Annotated in this window: 14 protein-coding genes and 1 riboswitch; of the genes, 4 read left to right on the top strand and 10 right to left on the bottom strand. The window is 68.4% G+C overall.

Features of this window, described 5'->3' with window-relative positions; genetic code table 11:
* Window positions 1-327 carry a peptidoglycan-binding domain-containing protein gene (locus DM194_RS01375; protein ID WP_211110598.1) on the bottom strand — a complete coding sequence of 109 codons (327 nt, stop codon included), beginning with the start codon at window positions 325-327 and terminating at the stop codon, window positions 1-3.
* A 142-nt stretch (window positions 328-469) separates the two neighbouring features.
* Window positions 470-1,601 (bottom strand): peptide chain release factor 2 gene (prfB, locus tag DM194_RS01370; protein WP_111065592.1). Its coding sequence is split into 2 segments (ribosomal slippage): window positions 470-1,531 and window positions 1,533-1,601, totalling 1,131 coding nucleotides; the frame shifts between segments, so codons are not numbered across the junction.
* Between the two features lie 343 nt (window positions 1,602-1,944).
* On the opposite strand from prfB, the gene DM194_RS01365 reads away from it, so the two are divergent.
* Both DM194_RS01365 and DM194_RS01360 read left to right on the top strand, forming a co-directional pair.
* A complete protein-coding gene (locus DM194_RS01365) occupies window positions 1,945-3,384 on the top strand; it encodes an MBOAT family O-acyltransferase (RefSeq protein WP_246024239.1) in 1,440 nt (479 codons plus the stop codon).
* A gap of 21 nt (window positions 3,385-3,405) precedes the next feature.
* Window positions 3,406-4,545, top strand: coding sequence for an SGNH/GDSL hydrolase family protein (locus tag DM194_RS01360; RefSeq protein ID WP_246024238.1), 1,140 nt, complete (start codon window positions 3,406-3,408; stop codon window positions 4,543-4,545).
* Between the two features lie 140 nt (window positions 4,546-4,685).
* Here the strand turns inward: DM194_RS01360 and DM194_RS01355 are convergent, their stop codons facing one another.
* A complete protein-coding gene (locus DM194_RS01355; RefSeq protein ID WP_111065591.1) occupies window positions 4,686-7,220 on the bottom strand; it encodes a penicillin-binding protein 1A in 2,535 nt (844 codons plus the stop codon).
* A 210-nt stretch (window positions 7,221-7,430) separates the two neighbouring features.
* Window positions 7,431-8,867: an N-acetylmuramoyl-L-alanine amidase gene (locus DM194_RS01350; protein ID WP_246024237.1), complete on the bottom strand. Its 1,437-nt coding sequence runs from the start codon at window positions 8,865-8,867 to the stop codon at window positions 7,431-7,433.
* A gap of 750 nt (window positions 8,868-9,617) precedes the next feature.
* On the opposite strand from DM194_RS01350, the gene DM194_RS01345 reads away from it, so the two are divergent.
* Both DM194_RS01345 and greB read left to right on the top strand, forming a co-directional pair.
* Window positions 9,618-12,686, top strand: coding sequence for an Rne/Rng family ribonuclease (locus DM194_RS01345; protein ID WP_111065589.1), 3,069 nt, complete (start codon window positions 9,618-9,620; stop codon window positions 12,684-12,686).
* 100 nt (window positions 12,687-12,786) lie between these two features.
* Window positions 12,787-13,338, top strand: a complete 552-nt coding sequence (gene greB, locus DM194_RS01340) for a transcription elongation factor GreB (protein ID WP_111065588.1) — start codon at window positions 12,787-12,789, stop codon at window positions 13,336-13,338.
* Between the two features lie 106 nt (window positions 13,339-13,444).
* Here the strand turns inward: greB and thiC are convergent, their stop codons facing one another.
* The 6 genes from thiC to yihA form a co-directional block, all read right to left on the bottom strand.
* Window positions 13,445-15,169: a phosphomethylpyrimidine synthase ThiC gene (gene thiC / locus DM194_RS01335; RefSeq protein WP_111065587.1), complete on the bottom strand. Its 1,725-nt coding sequence runs from the start codon at window positions 15,167-15,169 to the stop codon at window positions 13,445-13,447.
* A gap of 150 nt (window positions 15,170-15,319) precedes the next feature.
* Window positions 15,320-15,453, bottom strand: a riboswitch (TPP riboswitch).
* A 79-nt stretch (window positions 15,454-15,532) separates the two neighbouring features.
* Entirely contained in the window at window positions 15,533-16,516 is a 984-nt protein-coding gene (locus DM194_RS01330) for a magnesium transporter CorA family protein (protein ID WP_111065586.1), read from the bottom strand.
* A 100-nt stretch (window positions 16,517-16,616) separates the two neighbouring features.
* A complete protein-coding gene (locus DM194_RS01325; protein WP_111065585.1) occupies window positions 16,617-16,913 on the bottom strand; it encodes a hypothetical protein in 297 nt (98 codons plus the stop codon).
* Window positions 16,914-16,933: 20 nt separating this feature from the next.
* Window positions 16,934-17,833 (bottom strand): acetylglutamate kinase, encoded by a 900-nt coding sequence (gene argB, locus DM194_RS01320; RefSeq protein WP_111065584.1) that lies wholly within the window; start codon window positions 17,831-17,833, stop codon window positions 16,934-16,936.
* An 82-nt stretch (window positions 17,834-17,915) separates the two neighbouring features.
* Window positions 17,916-19,238: a cation:proton antiporter domain-containing protein gene (locus DM194_RS01315; protein WP_111065583.1), complete on the bottom strand. Its 1,323-nt coding sequence runs from the start codon at window positions 19,236-19,238 to the stop codon at window positions 17,916-17,918.
* A gap of 15 nt (window positions 19,239-19,253) precedes the next feature.
* On the bottom strand, window positions 19,254-19,937 hold the full coding sequence (gene yihA / locus DM194_RS01310; RefSeq protein WP_111065582.1) for a ribosome biogenesis GTP-binding protein YihA/YsxC: 684 nt from the start codon (window positions 19,935-19,937) through the stop codon (window positions 19,254-19,256).
* Window positions 19,938-20,046 lie beyond the last annotated feature (109 nt).

Raw genomic sequence — 20,046 nt, 5'->3', positions numbered from 1 at the left:
TCAGCGGGGCCTGTTCGGGCCGTAGACCTTCGGCTGGCTGAAGTTCAGATGGTCGAGCAGCCCCTGTGTGGCGCAGCCGTCCACCGGCAGCTTCGCCGCGCGCTGATAGGCGCGAATCGCGGAGCGGGTGCGCGGTCCCATCTGGCCGTCCACCGTTCCGGCGTTGAACCCGTGCTCGTTCAAAGCCTCCTGCGCGCCGGAAATATAGGCCCGGCGCATCTCGTCCGGCAGATTGTCCGTTTCGCAGGCGGCAAAGGCCGGGCTCGCCAGCAGCAGGGTGCCGCACAGCATGGCGCCGCTCAGGGCGGGGAGAAGACGTCTGTTCATGGATCGGTTGCTCCTGATCGTTGGAGTGGCTGCGTGTTGAAACAGCCGAGCCCAGCCTTCCATTCCGGACCGGCGCTTCCGAAAAGGCGCCGAATCGAAAAGGGCGGCCGCAAGCGACCGCCCTTTCCCATCTTCCGACCCGTCAGCCGCCGGCGGCGTGGGCGTCGTCGCTCTGCCCCTTGATCCGGGAGGCCAATGCCGCCTCCAGGAAGGGATCGAGCGCACCGTCCAGCACGGCCTGGCTCTGCGAGGTTTCCACGTCGGTCCGCAGATCCTTCACCATCTGGTAGGGGTGCAGGACATAGGAACGGATCTGGTGACCCCAGCCGATGTCGGTCTTGGTCGCCTCCAGCGCGGCCGCGGCATCCTCGCGGATTTTCAGCTCCCGCTCGTACAGGCGGGCACGCAGCATGTCCCACGCCTTGGCGCGGTTCTTGTGCTGCGACCGCTCCTGCTGGCAGCTCACCACGATGTTCGTCGGGATGTGCGTGATGCGCACCGCCGAGTCGGTCTTGTTGATGTGCTGGCCGCCGGCGCCCGACGCGCGGTAGGTGTCGATGCGGCAGTCCTTTTCGTTGATCTCGATGTCGATCTTGTCGTCGATCACCGGAGACACCGAAACGGCGGCGAAGCTGGTCTGGCGCCGCGCCTGGCTGTCGAACGGGCTGATGCGCACCAGCCGATGCACGCCCGCCTCGGTCTTCAGCCAGCCATAGGCGTTGTGGCCCTTGATCTGCACGGTGGCGGACTTGATCCCGGCCTCTTCGCCCGGCGTCTCGTCCAGCCATTCGGCCTTGTAGCCGTGCTGCTCCGCCCAGCGGGTGTACATGCGCATCAGCATCAGCGCCCAGTCCTGGGCCTCCGTGCCGCCGGCGCCGGCATTCACCTCGACGAAGCAGTCATTGGCATCGGCCTCGCCCGACAGCAGGCTTTCGATCTGCAGCTTGTTGGCGCGGTCGCGCAGGCTGTAGAGCTGGGCCTCGGCATCGGCGACGACGGTGGCGTCACCCTCCGCCTCGCCCATCTCGATCAGCTCCAGGCTGTCGGACAGGTCGCGCTCCAGCGCGCGGTAACCGGACACGGAGGCGTCCAGCTGGGTGCGCTCGCGCATGATGGTCTGGGCCCGCGAAGGATCGTCCCAAAGCTTGGGATCCTCGGCGAGGTTGTTCAGTTCGTCGAGACGTCGCAGTGCGTTGTCCCAGTCAAAGATGCCTCCTCAGCAGCGCCAGCGATTCTCTGATCTCGCCGGCGGCCGCTTCGATCTCGGCCCGCATGGCGGTGCCTCCTCGTCAGCCAGAGTTGAAGGGTTTGTCGGCTGCATATGTAGCGGCTCGCTCCCCCGCTTGCACCCCCTTAATGACCGGAAGCGGCCGGGTTCACGCCCGACCGTGCGCCGCAGCCGGCCGGGGCTTGCCACTTTCGTGTACGGCACAGTCCCGGCTTGGCGGGTTTAACCGTTTGGAATCATCGGCCCGGCTCATTTCAGAGTACGCCCCATATCCGGGGGGACAACCCTACCGCGGCAGCGGGAAACCTCCGAAATCGTGGTTATCTTCGCCTCCGAACTTCGCCTTTCTTGCGCGGTTGCGCGGACGCGCGAGCATCTCTGCCGGGGGCATGATGAGCTTCACCAGCCTGAACTTCCTGCTGTTCATCACCGTGTTCAGCGCAGGATTCATGGCGCTGGCGCGCACGCGCGCCTTCACGCCCTTCCTGCTCGTCGCCAGCTATGTCTTCTACGGTTACTGGGACTACCGGTTCTGCGCATTGCTGGCGCTCAGCACCTTCATCGATTTCTACTGCGGTTTGAAGATTGCCGACGCATCCGACCGGCAGACCAGGAAGCTGTACCTGTTCCTCAGCATCGGCACCAACCTGGGGATGCTGTTCTTCTTCAAATACTACAACTTCTTCGCCGACAGCGCGGAGATCGCCCTCGCCTCCCTCGGCATCGACGTCGGACGGCGGACCCTGGATATCCTGCTTCCGGTCGGCATCTCCTTCTACACCTTCCAGAATCTCAGCTACGGCATCGACCTCTACACCGGCGAGGTGAAGCAGCCGGAACGGTCGCTGATGCGCTACGCCACCTTCGTCGCCTTCTTCCCGCAGCTGGTGGCCGGCCCGATCGTGCGGGCGCGCGACCTGCTGCCGCAAATCCAGCAAGGCCCGCGCGACATCCCGTTCGAGCAGCGCTTCGCCGGGCTGGAAAAGGTGATCTGGGGCTATTTCCTGAAGATCGGGCTGGCCGACAACGCCGCGGTGGTGGTCGACGCCCGCTTCAACCAGCCGGAGTTCTTCAACGCGCTCCAGCATGTGATCGGCCTGTTCTGCTTCTCATTGCAGATCTACGGCGACTTCGCCGGCTATTCGCTGATCGCCATCGGGCTGGCCCAGATCTTCGGCTACACCATGTGCCAGAATTTCGCCCGCCCCTACTTCGCCACCGGCATGAGCGATTTCTGGCGGCGCTGGCACATCTCGCTGTCCACCTGGTTCCGCGACTACGTCTATGTGCCGATGGGCGGCAGCCGGACGCGCTGGCTGCGCATCCGCAACGTCGTCATCACCATGCTGATCTCCGGCCTGTGGCATGGCGCCAACTGGACCTTTGTCCTGTGGGGGGCGCTGCATGGCGGGCTGATGCTGGTGGAGGACGGCTTGCGCCGCCTGGCCGCCCTCAGCCCGGTGCGTCTCAGCGGCCCGATGCTGGCCGCCGGCCGTCTGGTGATGATCGGGGTGGTCTTCATCGTGGTGACACTGACCTGGCTGCCCTTCCGCGCCGACAGCCTGCAGACGGTATGGACCATCCTGGGAATCATCGCCCACGGCGATTTCGGGCTGCAGCAGGGCAACCTGCAGGCCAGCTCGCTGCTGCGCGTCGCCGTCGCCGGGCTGATCGTGCTGATGGTCGATGCGCTGACCGAACGCGGCGCGGGCCAACGCTATGCCGGTACCAACGTGGTGGCGCGGTCGATGGTCTGCTCCGCCTTGATCCTGGTGATGCTGCTGTTCGGCAGCTTCGCCAACCATGCCTTCATTTACTTCCAGTTCTGAAGACCGGACGGAGTTCCTCCCATGTACCGCCTTCTGGCTTGCATCGCGTTGATCCTCGCCACCGTCACGGCGATGGACCGGATCCTGGCTTCGGCGCTGGGCGACCTGCTTCTGCGCTCCAACGACCGCTTCATGGCGATCTACCGCCCGGTCGAGCCGGAGGACGTGCCGGCGGCCAAGCCCGGCACGCAGCCGCACGAACAGCCGGCCCCCCTGATGGTCAAGGCGGCCCTCGCCCCCGCTCCCGCCGCCCGCCCCACCCGCGGGCCGGCGGACGTGCTGGTGCTGGGCAACTCGCGGGCGGACAACCACTTCCCGGTTTCCGCCCTGCGGGACATGACCTGCGGCCGGGCGCTGAACCTCGGCATGGGCGGCGCGCCGACCGTGCTGTCGGCCCTGCTGTGGGAGGATTACGTCGAGCGGCACGGCGCCCCGCGCCTGCTGATCCTGGAGCCGACCGGTCTGGTGGACAACCCGCACGACCTCGCCGACCTGCCGCTGCTGGCCTATTACTCGCCGCGAATCGACGCCTTCGTCCGGCAGGAGAACCGGGAACTGTGGATGGCCAACCACGCCTTCCACCTGATGACCTTCAACAACAACCAGACCATGCGGCTGGTCGCCGGGCTGCTGAAGCCGGCGGACGACCGCACGCTGGTCGGCGTCATCCCGGAGCCGCTGAAGGCCCAGCTCGCCGCCGCCCCGGAAGAGACGATGACCGCCGCCGACGCCAACTGGCAGGCGATGGACCGCATCATCCGCAGTGCCCAGGCGCAGGGCACCCGGGTCGCCGTGGTGATCACCCCCTATTTCCCGACCTATGCCGGCAAGCTGAAGAACTTCGATGCCTTCTTCGCCGAACTGAAGAGCCGCCTGCCCGCCGGCGTGACCGTGATCGACGCCCGCCGCGCGGTTGACAAGGATGAACTGTTCATGGACGCCCTGCACATCAACGAGGACGGCGTGCGCGCGATGTTCACGGCGCTGGAACCGCAGCTGCGCCCGCTCGGCAACTGCCCGGTGGAGGCGATCGCCTCGCTGACGGCGGCGAAGGGGACCGGAACGGCAGCCGGGATGGCGACCGGATTGGCTGCGGACTTCGCCCGTGGAAAAGGGGGCGCCCGCGAGGACGCCCCCTTTCGTTTTCACCCATTTCATTGAGCGCAAAGTCTGACACATCAGACTTTGCGCTCACCCTCATACGGCGGGCGCGGCCGTCCGGCCGCTTGCCTTCGCAGGCCCGAGCCTGCGGGGCCGCGGTCGCGGCCCTTACCGCCGGTCATTGATGATGACCGGCGGCATCAGTAAAGCCCGCCGGTCCCCAAAGTCGCCGCAGCCGGCGGCGGCGGGACGCCCGGCTGGGCGGGGTCGAATCCTGCGGCGTTCGGGTCGCCCATCATGGCGCCGGCCCCCTGGACCGACCCGTCCAGCACCATCTGCGGCTGATCCGGGTTGGGTTCGGTGCCGGGGAGGAAGGCCTCCCAGATGGCGCGGCTTTCGCCCGGCTGTGCCAGCTGGCCGTTTGCCGGGTTCACGCGGACGAGGCGCAGGCCGGGAGGAACGCGGAACGGCGTCGCCGGCTGGTCCTTCAACGCCACCTGCATGACGTCCTTGAACACCGGCACCGCGGCGGAACCGCCGGTCTCGCGGCTTCCCAGCGAACGCGGCTGGTCGAAGCCGATATAGGTGCCGACCACCACATCGGGCGAGAAGCCGACGAACCATGCGTCATGGCTGTCGTTGGTGGTGCCGGTCTTGCCGGCCAGCGGCTTGCCCAGCGACTTCAGCGACGCGGCCGTGCCGCGCTGGACCACGCCCTCCAGCATCGAGACGATCTGGTAGGTGGTGCGCGGGTCGTTCACCTGCTCGCGGGTATCGGGCACCGCCGGCACCGCCATCCCGTCCCTCCAGGCGACGTTGCCGCAGCCCTCGCAGGGGCGGTCGTCGTGGCGGAAGATGGTCTTGCCGTTGCGGTCCTGAACACGGTCGATGAAGGTCGGCACCACCCGCTTGCCGCCATTGTCCAGCATGGCGTAGGCGGTGGCGAGCCGCAGGACCGTCGTCTCGCCGGCGCCGAGCGACATCGGCAGGTAGGGTTGCAGGTTGTCGACGATGCCGAACTTCTCGGTCAGCGCCTTGACCTTGTCCATGCCGACCTGCTGGGCGAGGCGGACGGTCATGACGTTGCGCGACTTCTCGATGCCGACGCGCAGCGGGGTCGGGCCGTAGAATTCACGGCTGTAGTTCTCCGGCCGCCAGATCGGCTGCCCGCCGCCCGGATCATAGGCGAAGGGGGCGTCCATCACCAGAGACGACGGGGTGAAGCCCTCGTTCAGCGCGGTCAGATAGACGAAGGGCTTGAACGACGAACCGGGCTGGCGCAACGCCTGGGTGGCCCGGTTGAACACGCTCATGGCGGGAGAGAAGCCGCCGACCATCGCCAGCACGCGGCCGGTGTGGGGATCGAGCGCCACGAGGCCGCCCTGCACCTGCGGGATCTGGCGCAGTGCGTAGCTGCCCGGCGGCAGCTCCTTCGCCGCCTGGGCGCCCTTCCTGGCCGGCTTCTCGTCCTCGTCCTTGGCCGCCGGACCGCTGATCGCCTCGACCAGAACGATATCGCCCAGCTTGGCGACGTCCGACGGCTTGCGGATCGCCGGCCCCACCGCCTCGCCGTCCTTCGCCGCGCGGGCCCAGCGCAGTTCCGACAGCGGGATGCGGCCGCGGCTGCCGTCGGCCAGACCGATGTCCAGCCCGTCCGCCTGATCGTCCTTCAGCACGACGGCCAGCTTCCAGCCCTCGGAGCCCGCGGGCGCAGGCATGGCTGCCAGCTTCTTGGACCAGTTGTCGAAACTCTCCAGCTTGCCGACCGGTCCGCGCCAGCCATGGCGGCGGTCGTAGGCCACCAGCCCGTCGCGCAACGCCTTGGTCGCCGCCGCCTGCAGCTGCGGGTTCATCGAGGCGCGCACCGACAGGCCTCCCTCGTACAGCGCCTGCTCGCCATAGAGCTTCACCAGTTCGCGCCGGATCTCCTCGGCGAAATACTCGGCGGTCACCACCTCCTGCTCGTCGCGCTTGCGGGTCAGCAGCGGCCGGGACTGCGCCGCCTTCGCCTCGTCCGGCGTGACGTAGCCGTCCTCCGACATGCGGCCGATCACCCAGTTGCGGCGGGCGATGGCGGCATCGTACTGGCGGTCGGGGTTGTAGTTGGAGGGTGCCTTGGGCAAGGCCGCCAGGAAGGCGACCTCCTCGATGCTCAGCTCGTCCAGCGCCTTGTTGAAATAGTTCAGCGACGCCGCCGCCACGCCGTAGGAGCGGTTCCCCAGGAAGATCTCGTTGAGGTACAGCTCCATGATGCGGTCCTTGGTGAAGGCCCGCTCGATGCGGACCGCCAGGATCGCCTCCTTGATCTTGCGGGCGAAGGACACCTCGTTGGTCAGCAGCATGTTCTTGGCGACCTGCTGCGTGATCGTGCTGGCGCCGACCGGGCGACGGTCGCGGCCGAGATTCTCGATGTTGGTCAGGATCGCGCGCAGGATGCCGAGCGGGTCGACGCCCTGGTGGGCGTAGAAATTCTTGTCCTCGGCCGCCATGAAGGCGTTGATGACCTGCCGCGGCATGGCGTCGATCGGGACGAAGATGCGGCGTTCCGACGCGAATTCCGCCATCAGCCGCCCGTCGCCCGCATAGATGCGCGTGGTCACCGGCGGCTCGTAGTTGGCCAGCTTGGTGTAGTCGGGCAGATCCTGGTCGTAATGGTCCAACAGGAAGACCAGCCCCCCGGCTCCGGCAAGAGCCAGCATCACGAAGGCCATCAGCAAGGACAGAAGAAGGCGCATGACCGATCCCGCAAGAAACGACGAAGAACGCGCCCCCTATCCGTCCCGTTTCGGGGTGCGGAGCGCCAGACGCGCCTGACTGTGTGGCGCATCCTACACCGCCGCGATGCGAAGCGCCGCCCCCGTTCCCGTCATGTCAGGAAAATGTGACGCGCAGAGGGCGTATACGAAAAAGCGCCCGCGCGGAGTGGGTAAGCCTGCCGTTCCGCCTCAGCTCCGCTGGGACTCGTGCAGCCAGCGGAAATAGGCGTCGATGGTGCGGGCCAGCCCGCGGCCCAACCGTGCACGGTGCGCGGCGGAGGCCAGCAGCCCGGCATCCTTGCGGTTCGACAGGTACCCCAACTCGATCAGCACCGACGGCACGTCGGGCGCCGTCAGCACGGCAAAGCCGGCCTGCCGGTGCGGCTTGCTGGGGATCAGCGGCACCTCGCGCCCCAGATTCTGCAGGGCCAACGTCGCGAAACGCTTGGAATGGTTCTTCGTGTCGCGTTGGGCCAGGTCGATCAGGATGTTGGCGACCAGCGGGTTCTCGCCCGACAGGTCGAGCCCGACCAGGGCGTCCGCCCGGTTTTCCTTGGCGGCCAGCATCTCCGCCTCGCGGTCCGACGCCTTGTCCGACAGGGTGTAGATCGACAGGCCGCGCATGTCGCCGCTGCTGATGCTGTCGGCATGCAGCGAGATGAACAGGTCCGCCCCCGCTTCCCGCCCGATGGCGACGCGGTCGCGCAGGCGGATGAACACGTCGCTGTTGCGGGTCAGCCTGACACGGTAGCGGCCGGTCGCCTCCAGTTGGCGCTTCACCTCCCTCGCGGCGGCGAGCGTGATGTCCTTCTCATAGATGCCGCCGACGCCGATGGCCCCGGGATCCTGGCCGCCATGGCCGGGGTCGAGCACGATCAGCGGCTTTTCCGCCACGGTGGACGGCTTGCTGTCCGGCAGCGGCGGGGCGGACGGCAGCGCGGCCGGAATGAGCTGCGCCGGCGGGACCGGCGGCAGCGGCGCGAAGGGCGGCGGGGCCGAGACGATCCCGCTGGCGGGCGGATCGTCCTGCGGGGATGGCGCCGGAGCGGGAACGGGCATCGGCACGGCCATCGCCGACGCCACCACCGCGCTCATCGTCAACTGGCCCGTGCCCGACGCCGCGGCAATGGCCGTCCCGGCACCGGATGCCGCCGCGAGCCGCCGGAACTCCGCCGCCGTCGTCTTTTCCAGGTCGAGGACGAGCCGCGGCTGGCGGCCGTCGCGCGGCGGGATCATGTAGCCTTCCCGCAGCTTGGCCGGGCCGACGGTTTCGAAAGTCAGCCGCGTGCCTCGTGGGCCGCCCGCCGCATGGTGGTAGCGCGCGACCAACCCCTTGCCCTCCACCGGCAGCGATCCGCCGGGCCAGGCCAGATCGGGCAGGTCGACGATGATGCGGTAGGGGTTGGCGGCCAGCGTCACGCTGAAGGAGACCGGGTCGCTCACCTCCAGCACGAAGCGGGTCTTGTCGGGATGGATGCCCAGCCGGGCATCGACCACCGCGGTGCGCGGCGGCGGGGACGGCAGCGCCGCCGTGGTCTGGGCGGCGGCGGGAAGGCCGGCGAGGAGCACCAGCAGCAGCAGGACCGGCAGCACCGCGCCCAGCGCACGCGCAAACCCGCGCGTCACGGCCCCGCTCCCGCGCCCGCATGTGGGATGGGCGGCGGCCGGCAGGCGGCCTGACATGGCGGAGGTCGAGGCGGAGGTCGGCAGGCTGGGCGGCCGTTGCATCGTGTCTCCCCGGTGGCGGACGGCGGGCGGACGAACAGCTATAGCCCAGCCAATTCAATGCCCTCAACGCGGAACGCCACAGCCGGTCCCAATTCCCGGCCGGGGTGCCGTTCCTGCAACAGTGCCCGGCCGGAAACTGCGGGAGAAAGTCGCGCTTACGCTTCCCCGGGACGAACTTGTTCGCCGAATCGGCGCATTTCCGCGTTGTGCAAGAGAGAGCGCTTGTCTATGGTATCTTTGCGACAGACCGCAATTCGCCAGACTCGGGTCGGACTCCCAAGGTGAGCGCCGATTCGCTGATCCCCGGGACTCGATTCCATCGATCCAGGGGTCAGCCGATCGCCGGGCACAGGGCCGGCCAAGGGGCTGCGGCGTCGCCTCCGACACCGCCTGTCCGGCCATCCGCGCCGGAGGGACGTCGCGGGGTGGCGCGTTCGGATTGGCGGTGAGAGGACGAAACCTCGAAGCTGGCTGTGGCCGCAAGGCGGCAGCCCGGCGCGTGTCGACCGGGCCGTCCTGGCTGCTCTCGTCAGCGCCGTTCGGCGGTTCCGGTCCGTCGCGCCGTATGCTTCGCCCACAACAGACGCTGCGTCCAGGCGGCCCGACCGGTCGCGCGGGTTCCCTGGGTCGCGCCGTTGAGGACCGTATATGGCCAAGCGCATGCTGGTGGACGCCACGCACCCGGAGGAAACCCGGGTCGCCGTGGTCAATGGTAACCGGCTGGAAGAACTCGACTTCGAGATCGCCAGCCGCAAGCAGCTGAAGGGCAATATCTACCTCGCGAAAGTGACGCGGGTCGAGCCTTCGCTCCAGGCGGCCTTCGTGGAATATGGCGGAAACCGCCACGGCTTCCTCGCCTTCTCCGAAATCCACCCCGACTATTACCGCATCCCCGTCGCCGACCGCGAAGCCCTGCTGGCCGAAGAGCGCCGGTTGGAGGAGCAGGCGGAAGCCCGCGCCGAGGCCGCCGCCGACGGCGCCGTGATGGGCGAGCCGATCCGCCCCGAGCAGGTGGTCGAGGAATGGTCGCCGATGCCCTCCCCCATCGCGCCGGAGGCGTCCGACGAGGATGCCGGCGACGAGGACGACGAGGAAGAGAACGGCGTAGACGAGAACGGTGCCGGCGAGCACTCCGCCCCGTCCGAAGGCGCCGTCCCCTCCGCGGACGCCCCCGACATGCTGGGCGGCGACGAGGATGAAGAGGTCGAGACCCAGCGCCGCCGCTCGCGCCCGCTGCGCTCCTACAAGATTCAGGAAGTGGTGAAGCGCCGGCAGGTCATGCTGGTGCAGGTGACGAAGGAGGAGCGCGGCAACAAGGGCGCCGCCCTGACCACCTACCTGTCGCTGCCCGGCCGCTACTGCGTCCTGATGCCCAACACCGGCCGCGGCGGCGGGATTTCCCGCAAGATCACCAACCCGGCCGATCGCAAGCGCCTGAAGGAAATCCTGTCGGATCTCGACATTCCCGACGGCATGGCGGTCATCCTGCGCACCGCCGGCCTGGAGCGTTCCAAGCCCGAGATCAAGCGCGACCTGGAATATCTGCTGCGCCTGTGGGACGACATCCGCGAACAGACGCTGAAGTCTTCCGCGCCCTGCCTCATCTATGAAGAGGCGAACCTGATCAAGCGGTCGATCCGCGATCTGTACTCCAACGACATCGACGAGATCTGGGTCGAGGGCGAGGCCGGCTTCCGCACGGCGCGCGAGTTCATGGACATGCTGATGCCGGGCCATTCCCAGCGCGTCCAGCTGTACCGCGACAGCCAGATCCCGCTGTTCCACCGCTATCAGGTGGAAACGCAGATCGACGCCATCCACAGCCCGGTGGTGCAGCTGCGCTCCGGCGGCTACATCGTCATCAACCCGACCGAGGCGCTGGTTTCCATCGACGTCAACTCCGGCAAGTCGACCCGCGAGCGCAACATCGAGGAAACCGCCTACAAGACCAACCTGGAGGCCGCCGACGAGGTGGCGCGCCAGCTGCGTCTTCGCGATCTGGCCGGCCTGATCGTCATCGACTTCATCGACATGGAGGAGCCGCGTAACAACGCCGCCGTCGAGCGCCGCATGAAGGAGGCGATGAAGAACGACCGGGCGCGCATCCAGCTCGGCCGCATCTCCGCCTTCGGCCTCCTGGAGCTGTCGCGTCAGCGTCTGCGCCCGTCGCTGCTGGAGACCAACTTCGAGCGCTGCCCGCACTGCTCCGGCACCGGCGTCGTCCGTTCGGTCGAGTCCGCCTCGCTGCACGTCCTGCGCGCCATCGAGGAAGAGGGTATCCGCAAGCGGTCGTCGGAGATCACCATCTACGTCCCGACCTCCATCGCGCTCTACATCCTCAACCAGAAGCGCGGTGAGCTGGCCAAGATCGAGGAACGTCACAACTTCCACGTCATGGTCCAGGCCGACGACGGCCTGATCGCCCCCGACCACCGTCTGGAGCGCAACAAGGCCCGCCTGCCCGACGAGGACGGTCCGCTGGTCAGCGCCGACCGCGCTATGGCCGAGACCGACCGTGCGCTCGCCGCCGAGCCGGTCGTCGCGCCGGTCGAGGAGGAGACCGACGTCGAGACCGCCCAGGCCGAGGAAGCCGGCGAGCGCGCCGAGGCCAATGGCGCCAATGGCGAAGGCAATGGCGAGGATCGCCGTCGCCGCCGTCGTCGCCGCCGTGGCCGTGGCCGTGACCGCGAGGAAGGCCGCGTCGAAGGCGATACCGCCGGTGTTGGCGAGGACGCCGAGGAAACCGAGGAGACGGGCGACGAGACTGTCGGAACCGCCCTGCCGGTTGCCGCCGAGGCGATCCCCGGCGCGGCCATCTCCGAGCCGGCCGAAGACGACGACTCGGACGAGGACGACAACGAGGGCGAGGGCGAGGGCGAGGGCGACGAGGAAACCGGCGCCGACGCCGACGATCGCAACGGCGACGGCCGCAAGAAGCGCCGCCGCGGCAAGCGCGGTGGTCGCCGCCGGTCCCGCCGCGAGGGTATGGAAGGGCTGGAGGGCGGCGAGGAAACCGCTGCCGAACAGTCGCCCGCCGCTCCGGCCGAAGCCGCTCCCGTCCAGACTCCGGCCGAGACGTCCGACCTCGACTGGATCCTGGCCGGCGAGAGCGCTCCGGCACCCGTCGAGGAGGAGGCCCCGGTTCCGGTGCCTGCGACCGAGCCGCCGGTCACCGCCACGGCCCCGGCCGAAGCCGCCGAACCCGTCGCCGAGAAGGCTCCGGCCAAGAAGGCGTCGCGCAAGCGCAAGGCCGCTGCCGAGGCTCCGGTCGAGGCCGCTCCGGCCGTCGCCGAAGCGCCGGCAAAGGGCCGCAAGCGCAAGGCCGCCGCTCCGGTCGAAGCCCCGGCGCAAGCTGCGGCCGAACCGGTGACGGAGAAGGCCCCGGCCAAGAAGGCGTCGCGCAAGCGCAAGGCCGCTGCCGAGGCTCCGGTCGAGGCCGCTCCGGCCGTCATCGAAGCGCCGGCGAAGAGCCGTAAGCGCAAGGCCGCCGCCGCGGAAGCCCCGGCCGAGGTCGCGACCGACGCGGCTCCGGCCAAGAAGGCGTCGCGCAAGCGCAAGGCCGCCGCCGAAGCTCCGGCCGAAGCCGCTCCCGCCGCCGCCCCGGCAGCGCCCGAGCCGGCTCCGGCAGCCGCTTCGGAACCTGCCGCGACTCCTGCTGCGGCCGGCGATGACGGCGATGCCTCCGCCAAGCCGCGCCGCGGTTGGTGGAAGCGGTAAGCCCAACGGCCCGTTTGAAGCTCTGGAACGGGAAAAGGCGCCGCGAGGCGCCTTTTCCTTTTCCCGGACGTTATCTCCCTGCCACAGGACAGGTCGGACCATGAGCAAGGCCTTCACCCGCGAGAACGATACGCCGGACGACGATGAACTCGACGATCCGGCACCGCTTCCGCAAGGGTTCAAGAACTACATGACCCCGCCCGGCTTCCAGCGCATGCAGGAGGAGTTGCGCCACCTGCTGCGGGTGGAGCGGCCGAAGGTGGTGGAGGTGGTTTCCTGGGCCGCCGGCAATGGCGACCGGTCGGAGAACGGCGATTACCTCTATGGCAAGAAGCGCCTGCGCGAGATCGACCGTCGCATCCGCTTCCTGAACAAGCGGTTGGAATCGGCGGTGGTGGTCAATCCGCAGGACCAGAAGAACCGGGAACAGGTCTTCTTCGGCGCCACCGTCACCTATGCCCGCGAGGACGGTTCCGAGAACACCGTCACCATTGTCGGCGCCGACGAGGTCGACCCCGACCGCGGCCATGTCAGCTGGATTTCCCCCATCGCCCGCGCGCTGCTGAAGGCGCGGGAGGGAGATCTGGTGGACGTGCACACGCCGGCGGGGATGGAGCAGGTGGAGGTTCTGGCGATCAGCTACGCGGATTAAGCGGGGGCGTTAGACCCCCCATCCTAAGCCTCCCCCGCTCTCGGCCGACCGAAGGTCGATCCGATCACGGAAGAGGTCGGGTGGGGGGTCAACACCCCAAACTCACTCATCCCGCCGGCTGGTAGATCTCACCGCCCGACTCGCGGAACTTCTGCGACATCTCGGCCATGCCGGACTCCGCGGCATCGCGGATTTCCTGCGTGATCTTCATCGAACAGAATTTCGGCCCGCACATCGAACAGAAATGCGCGGTCTTGGCCCCTTCGGCCGGCAGGGTCTCGTCGTGATAGGCCATCGCCGTGTCGGGGTCGAGCGACAGGGCGAACTGGTCGCGCCAGCGGAAGGAGAAACGGGCGCGCGACATGGCATCGTCGCGCAGCCGCACCGCCGGATGGCCCTTGGCGAGGTCGGCGGCATGGGCGGCTATCCTGTAGGCGATGACGCCGGCCTTCACGTCGTCGCGGTCAGGCAGGCCCAGATGCTCCTTCGGCGTGACGTAGCAGAGCATCGCCGTGCCGAACCAGCCGATCATCGCCGCCCCGATGGCGCTGGTGATGTGGTCGTAACCCGGCGCGATGTCCGTCACCAGCGGCCCCAAGGTGTAGAAGGGCGCCTCGCCGCACAGGGCCAGCTGCTTTTCGACATTGTGCTTGATCTTGTGCATGGGCACATGGCCCGGCCCCTCGATCATCACCTGCACGTCGCGCGCCCAGGCGATCTTCGTCAGCTCGCCCAGGGTTTCCAGCTCGGCGAACTGGGCGGCGTCGTTGGCGTCGGCCTGGCTGCCCGGCCGCAAGCCGTCGCCCATCGACAGCGCCACGTCATAGGCACGGCAGATTTCGACGATGTCGGCGAAATGGTCGTAGAGGAAGTTCTCGCGGTGATGCGCCAGGCACCATTTGGCGATGATCGAGCCGCCGCGCGAGACGATGCCCGTCACCCGCTTGGCCGTCAGCGGGATATGGGCCAGCCGCAGGCCGGCATGGATGGTGAAGTAATCGACGCCCTGCTCCGCCTGTTCGATCAGCGTGTCGCGGAACAGCTCCCAGGTCAGATCCTCGGCCCTGCCCTTCACCTTCTCCAGCGCCTGATAGATCGGAACCGTGCCGATCGGCACCGGGGAGTTGCGCAGGATCCATTCGCGGGTCTGATGGATGTCGGCGCCGGTGGACAGGTCCATCACCGTGTCGGCGCCCCAGCGGATCGCCCAGACCATCTTCTCCACCTCCTCCTCGATGGAGGAGGTCACGGCGGAATTGCCGATGTTGGCGTTGATCTTGGTCAGGAAGTTGCGGCCGATGATCATCGGCTCCGACTCGGGATGGTTGACGTTGGACGGGATGATCGCCCGCCCGCGCGCCACCTCGTCGCGGACGAATTCCGGCGTGATGAGGTCGGGAATCCCGGCCCCGAAATCCTCGCCGTCGCGTGCTGCGTCCAGCGCGGCGGCACGGCCCAGATTCTCGCGGACGGCGATGTACTCCATCTCCGCGGTGACGATGCCGGCGCGGGCATAAGCCATCTGCGTAACGGCCGCGCCGCCCTTGGCGCGCAGCACGCCGCCGTGTGTGGCCTCCACATCGCCACGGGCCAGGATCCAGCCGCGGCGATGCCTGGCCAGACCGGCCCGCACATCGATCGCCACGCTCTCGTCGGTGTAGGGTCCGGAGGCGTCATAGACGGTCAGCGGCGTCTCGCCGCCCGACAGCAGGATTTCGCGCATGGCAACCCGCAGGTCGGGGAAGCGCGTGCCCGGCACATGGATTTTCCGCGACGACGGCAGCGGGCCGGTCGAAATGCGGATCGCGGTTTCGTTGAAGTCCTTAGGCATTGGGTTTCTCCGTCGGAGTTGGGCGGACAAACCCGGGACTGCGGACGGAGGTGCGGTGTCTTCGTGCGGGCCGTTCCCTGACTTGGGCGTTGCCCGCTGCGGTCATCGCCCACAGCGGGTGTCGATACGGCCGGACGCGGCCGATATGCGGCCCGTCACGAGGTCCCTCCCTTCGCCGGTATGACCCGGATCAGGTTCGAAGGGTCACCACGCTGCCGCAGACGCTTGGCGCCGTCCGGCCGTTGGTATCTCAGCCCCCTGTCGGGACCCCCCTGGAATGCGCCCATCCTGCCGGGACGGACACCCCCTGTCAAAAGGAAAGGACCGCGGACGATCCGTAGACCGTACGGCATGGGTGCCGCGTCACATCCATCGTTTCAGACGGACATAGATCATCGGCAGCAGTGCCGACAGCAGCATCAGCCCCAAGGCGCCGGGATAGCCGAAAAGCGAGCCGGTCCCCGGCATCTGCTGGAAATTCATGCCGCCGATGCTGGCGACAAGGGTCGGCGGAAACAGCAGGACGGTCAGGACCGAGACGATCTTGACGATCTCGTTCTGCTCCACGTTGATCTGGCCCAGCGCGGTGTCCAGCGCCAACGCGACCTTGCCGGCCTGGAAACGGGCATACTGGTCGAGTCCGCGCAGATCCTGCAGCGTCGTCTTGGCCCAGCGCCGCGTCGCCTTGCCGGGGTTCCAGCCATCGCCGCGCGCCAGGAAATCGGTCATGCGCGACAGGCTGGCCAGGCTGATGCGGGCCTTGCCGATCAGATGGCCGGCATGGCCGATGCGCTTCAGCGTCTGGGCGTCGTCCAGGGTTTCGCCGCGCGAGCGCAGCTTGCGCCCGCGGAAAAACCGGCGGTTCAGCGCGTCCAGCTCCACCCCGGTCCGCCGCAGCACGGCAGAGGTGCGGTCGACCATCCCGTCCACCAGCGCCGCCAGAACCAGCTCGCCGCGCGAGGCGGGCAGCTGCCCATGGATTGCGCGGCGGCGGAAGGCCAGCAGTGCCTGCGGATCGATGTCGTGGATGGTGACCAGCCGGCGCCCTGCCAGCACGAAGCTGACGGTGGCGATGCGCGGCTCGTCGGTGTCGGCCCAGACCAGGGCGGTGACGGTCATGGTCAGGACGCCGCCGGCCACGCGCAGGCGGCTCGATTCCTCGATCTCCGCCATCTGCTCGCGGGTGGGCAGGCTGGTGCCGATCAGCGCCTCCGCCCGTGCCAGATCCTCGGCGGTCGGGTTGATCAGATCCAGCCAGACGGTGGCCTCGGGCAGCGGCCCCGCGTCGTCCGCGGCCTCCCTGGCCCAACGCAGCAGACCGCCGTCATTGACGAAAACATGCAGCAAGGCAGTGCTCCTTGCGTGGTTCGAGGCGCCGGTATGCTGTGCTCCCTCCCCAACCCTCCGCCGCTGAAAACGGGGAAGGGTTGGAGGCGGAGCGGTACTTCTACGTCATCCTGCCGCCGCGTCTTGGCTTCGCAGGAGGTTTCGCGGCCGGGGGCCACTCGCCGCCGTCGAGGTCGAGCGGCGTGCCCTCCGCCTTCAGCGCCTGTTCCAGCTTGCGGCGGAAGGCGCCGCCATCCCGCTTGGCGTCCAGGAAATGGCCGACCGCCTCCTTCGCCGAGTCGCTGTCGTAGGGAACCTTGCCCAACGCCGCCAGCTTGGCGCGCTCCACGAGCTTCGGGTCCATCCGGTCGCGGATGGCCTTCATCTGGCGGAGCAGGTCCTTGCGCAGGTCGGACATCGGGTTCCCTCGTTGCGGCGTCAGGCCTTGCCGATCAGGGTGCCGGCACCGCCTTCGGTGAAGATCTCCAGCAGCAGCGCATGCGGCACGCGGCCATCCAGGATAACAGCGGCGTCGACGCCCTGCTCCACGGCACCGATGCAGGTTTCGATCTTCGGGATCATGCCGCCGGACGCGGTGCCGTCGGCGATGGCCTTGTGGGCATCCTCCAGCGACATCTTCTCGATCAGCTTCTTGTCCTTGTCGAGGACGCCGGCGACGTCGGTCAGCAGGAAGAAGCGCGCCGCCTTCACCGCCGCCGCGACCGCGCCGGCCGCCGTGTCGGCGTTGATGTTGTAGGTGTCGCCGTTCACGTCGAAACCGACCGGCGCGATCACCGGGATGATGTCCGACTGGGCAAGCGCGTGCAGGATCTCCGGGTTGACCTTGTAAGGCTCGCCGACGAAGCCGAGGTCCAGCACCTTCTCGATGTTGCTGTCGGGGTCGCGCTGCACGCGCTCCAGCCGGCGGGCGGTGATCAGGTTGCTGTCCTTGCCCGACAGGCCGACGGCACGGCCGCCGGCGCTGTTGATGGCGGCGACGATCTGCTTGTTGATGGAGCCGGCCAGCACCATCTCGACCACCTCGACCGTCTCCTTGTCGGTGACGCGCAGGCCGTCGATGAAGCTGGACTTGATCTTCAGACGCTCCAGCATCTGGCCGATCTGCGGGCCGCCGCCATGGACGACCACCGGGTTGATGCCGACCTGCTTCAGCAGGACGATGTCGCGCGCGAACAGCTCCGCAAGGCTGGCGTCGCCCATGGCGTGGCCGCCGTACTTGATGACGAAGGTGCTCCCGGCATAGCGGCGCATGTAAGGCAGCGCTTCGGACAGGGTACGGGCCTTGGCGAGCCACTCGTCACGGGTGGGAGTCTGCACGGGAGATTGCCCTTTGTCGGGATGGACGGTTGGGCTTCTTTAACGGAAAGGCCGGGCGGTTGCCTAGGGGGCAATTTAACCGTCACATACCCCCGTGCCGCCCGCCCGCCGACGCGGCCGACGCGGCGCCGGCCGGGCGCCGCCATCCGGCCAGCCGGGTCATCGGCTGGGTCAGCGCGGTCACCGCCACCGCCATCAGCACCATGGCCGAGAAACAGGCGCCGGACAGCACCCCAGCCTCCAGCAGGACGGTCAGCACGATCACCTCCATCAGCCCCTTGCAGGGCATCAGCGTGCCCAGCCGAAGGGCGTCCGGCCAGCTCTCGCCGGTCAGGCGCGCGGGCAGCGTCGTTCCGGCCATCTTGCCGGCGAGCGTCGCCAGGGTGGCGAGCGCGAAGACCGTCCACTGCGCCGGGTCGTCCAGCGTCAGGTTCACCTTCAGCCCGGTCAGCGTGAAGAAGAAGGGCAGCAGGATCAGGGTGGAGAAATGCTCCAGCCGGTCGAGGATGGCGGCGGCGAAGCGGCGCGGCATGGCGGTGCCGGCGACGAAGGCGCCCAGGATGTAATGCAGGCCGATCAGTTCGGTCACCGCGGCCGACGACAGGAGGGTCACGCACGTCACCACCACCGCGGTGTCGCCCATCCGCCCGTCGGGCGCCACCCGCTCCAGCAGGCGGTCCAGCAGCGGGCGCACGGCCAGCACCGTCACCCCGACATAGGCGAAGCCCAGCAGCCCGACCTGGACGACCGCCCAGCCGCCCCCACCCCCGGCCTGCCCACCCACTGGGCCGCCCGCCAGGCCCTCCGCCGAGGCCCAGGCCAGCACCCCGGTGATCAGCAGCCACAGCAGCGCATCGTTCACCGCGGCATAGCCCAACGCCAGCCGCCCGACCCGATCGCCCAGCAACCCCATCTCGCGCAGAATGGCGCCCAGCACCGGCAGGGCGGTAACGCCGACGCAGATGCCGAAAGCGGCGGCGAACAGGCCCGGCGTGGCGTGCGTCCCGGTCATTTCGGGATAGGCGCCGGCCAGCCACCAGCCCAGCGCTCCGCCCAGCAGCGTCGGCACGATCATGCTGGACAGCGCCACCGTGGCGAAGGCGCTTCCCCGCCCGCGGAAATCGGCGGGGTCGAGATGGAGCCCGGTCAGGAAGGCGAAGAAGACGACGGCCATCAGCGCGAGGCCCGACAGCGGCGCCAGGGCGGCCGGCGCGAACAGCACCCCCCAGAGATCCGGAGCCAGCCGGCCGAACAGCGACGGCCCCAGCGCCACCCCGAACAGGATCTGGATGACGACCATCGGGGCGATGTGGCGTCCGCCGCCCAGCCGCCACAGCAGGAACGGCCCGGCGATCAGCAGCAGTGCCTGAATCAGGAACAGCAGCGCGGGGGAGATCTCACCCATCGCCGTCGTTCCGTGCTATTCGGCGGCCAGGGCGAGCGCGGCGAGGCTGGCGCGCAGTTCCGCGATGCCGGTGCCCTTCTCCGAACTGGTGACATGGATGTCCGGGAAGGCGGCGGGATGCTTCTTCAGCCCCAGCTCGGTGTCGCGGCGCACCTTGTCCAGGTCTGCGGCCTTCACCTTGTCCGCCTTGGTCAGCACGACGACGTAGGGCACGGCGGTGCGGTCCAGCATCTCCATGATCTCATGGTCGTTGGGCTTCAGGCCATGGCGCGAATCGATCAGCACCAGCGCCCGGCGCAACGTCACCCGCCCGCGCAGGAAGCGGCGGACCATGTCGTTCCACGCCTCCACCTTCTCCTTCGATTCCTTGGCATAGCCGTAGCCGGGCATGTCCACCAGCTTCAGCCGGTTGCCCAGGTTGAAGAAGTTGAGCTGCTGCGTGCGCCCCGGCGTGTTGGAGGTGCGCGCCAGCGTCTTGCGGCCGGTCAGCGCGTTCACCAGGCTCGACTTGCCGACATTCGACCGCCCGGCGAAGGCGACCTCCGGCAGATCGGCCTCGGGAAGCTGGTTCAGCGCATTGGCGCCCCAGACGAAATCGCACTCCTTGGCGAACAGCAGGCGCCCGGCCTCCAGCGCGGCCTCGTCGAAGCCGGCAACGATGCTGGGGGTGTTGGGGGTCGGCGTGTCGGGGGTGGTCATGACGGGCGCTTTCGTTGATGCGAGCTAAAAAACATACCGCCGGCAAAGTCCCGTCAAGGGTCTTTGCCGGCGGCAGGTCTCAGACGATGGGCAGAGGGATCGCTGGCCG

Origin of the sequence: Azospirillum ramasamyi, from assembly GCF_003233655.1 — a bacterium.
GTDB classification, from domain to species: domain Bacteria; phylum Pseudomonadota; class Alphaproteobacteria; order Azospirillales; family Azospirillaceae; genus Azospirillum; species Azospirillum ramasamyi.
This window is presented reverse-complemented; position numbering and strand designations above follow the sequence as displayed.

What these genes read in the sequence shown, in the direction of transcription:
- greB (WP_111065588.1), top strand. Translation starts at nt 12,787, where the DNA reads ATGAGCAAGGCCTTCACCCGCGAGAACGATACGCCGGACGACGATGAA.
- yihA (WP_111065582.1), bottom strand. Translation starts at nt 19,937, where the DNA reads ATGACCACCCCCGACACGCCGACCCCCAACACCCCCAGCATCGTTGCC.
- DM194_RS01365 (WP_246024239.1), top strand. Translation starts at nt 1,945, where the DNA reads ATGATGAGCTTCACCAGCCTGAACTTCCTGCTGTTCATCACCGTGTTC.
- DM194_RS01315 (WP_111065583.1), bottom strand. Translation starts at nt 19,238, where the DNA reads ATGGGTGAGATCTCCCCCGCGCTGCTGTTCCTGATTCAGGCACTGCTG.
- DM194_RS01345 (WP_111065589.1), top strand. Translation starts at nt 9,618, where the DNA reads ATGGCCAAGCGCATGCTGGTGGACGCCACGCACCCGGAGGAAACCCGG.
- DM194_RS01325 (WP_111065585.1), bottom strand. Translation starts at nt 16,913, where the DNA reads ATGTCCGACCTGCGCAAGGACCTGCTCCGCCAGATGAAGGCCATCCGC.
- DM194_RS01360 (WP_246024238.1), top strand. Translation starts at nt 3,406, where the DNA reads ATGTACCGCCTTCTGGCTTGCATCGCGTTGATCCTCGCCACCGTCACG.
- DM194_RS01375 (WP_211110598.1), bottom strand. Translation starts at nt 327, where the DNA reads ATGAACAGACGTCTTCTCCCCGCCCTGAGCGGCGCCATGCTGTGCGGC.
- DM194_RS01355 (WP_111065591.1), bottom strand. Translation starts at nt 7,220, where the DNA reads ATGCGCCTTCTTCTGTCCTTGCTGATGGCCTTCGTGATGCTGGCTCTT.
- thiC (WP_111065587.1), bottom strand. Translation starts at nt 15,169, where the DNA reads ATGCCTAAGGACTTCAACGAAACCGCGATCCGCATTTCGACCGGCCCG.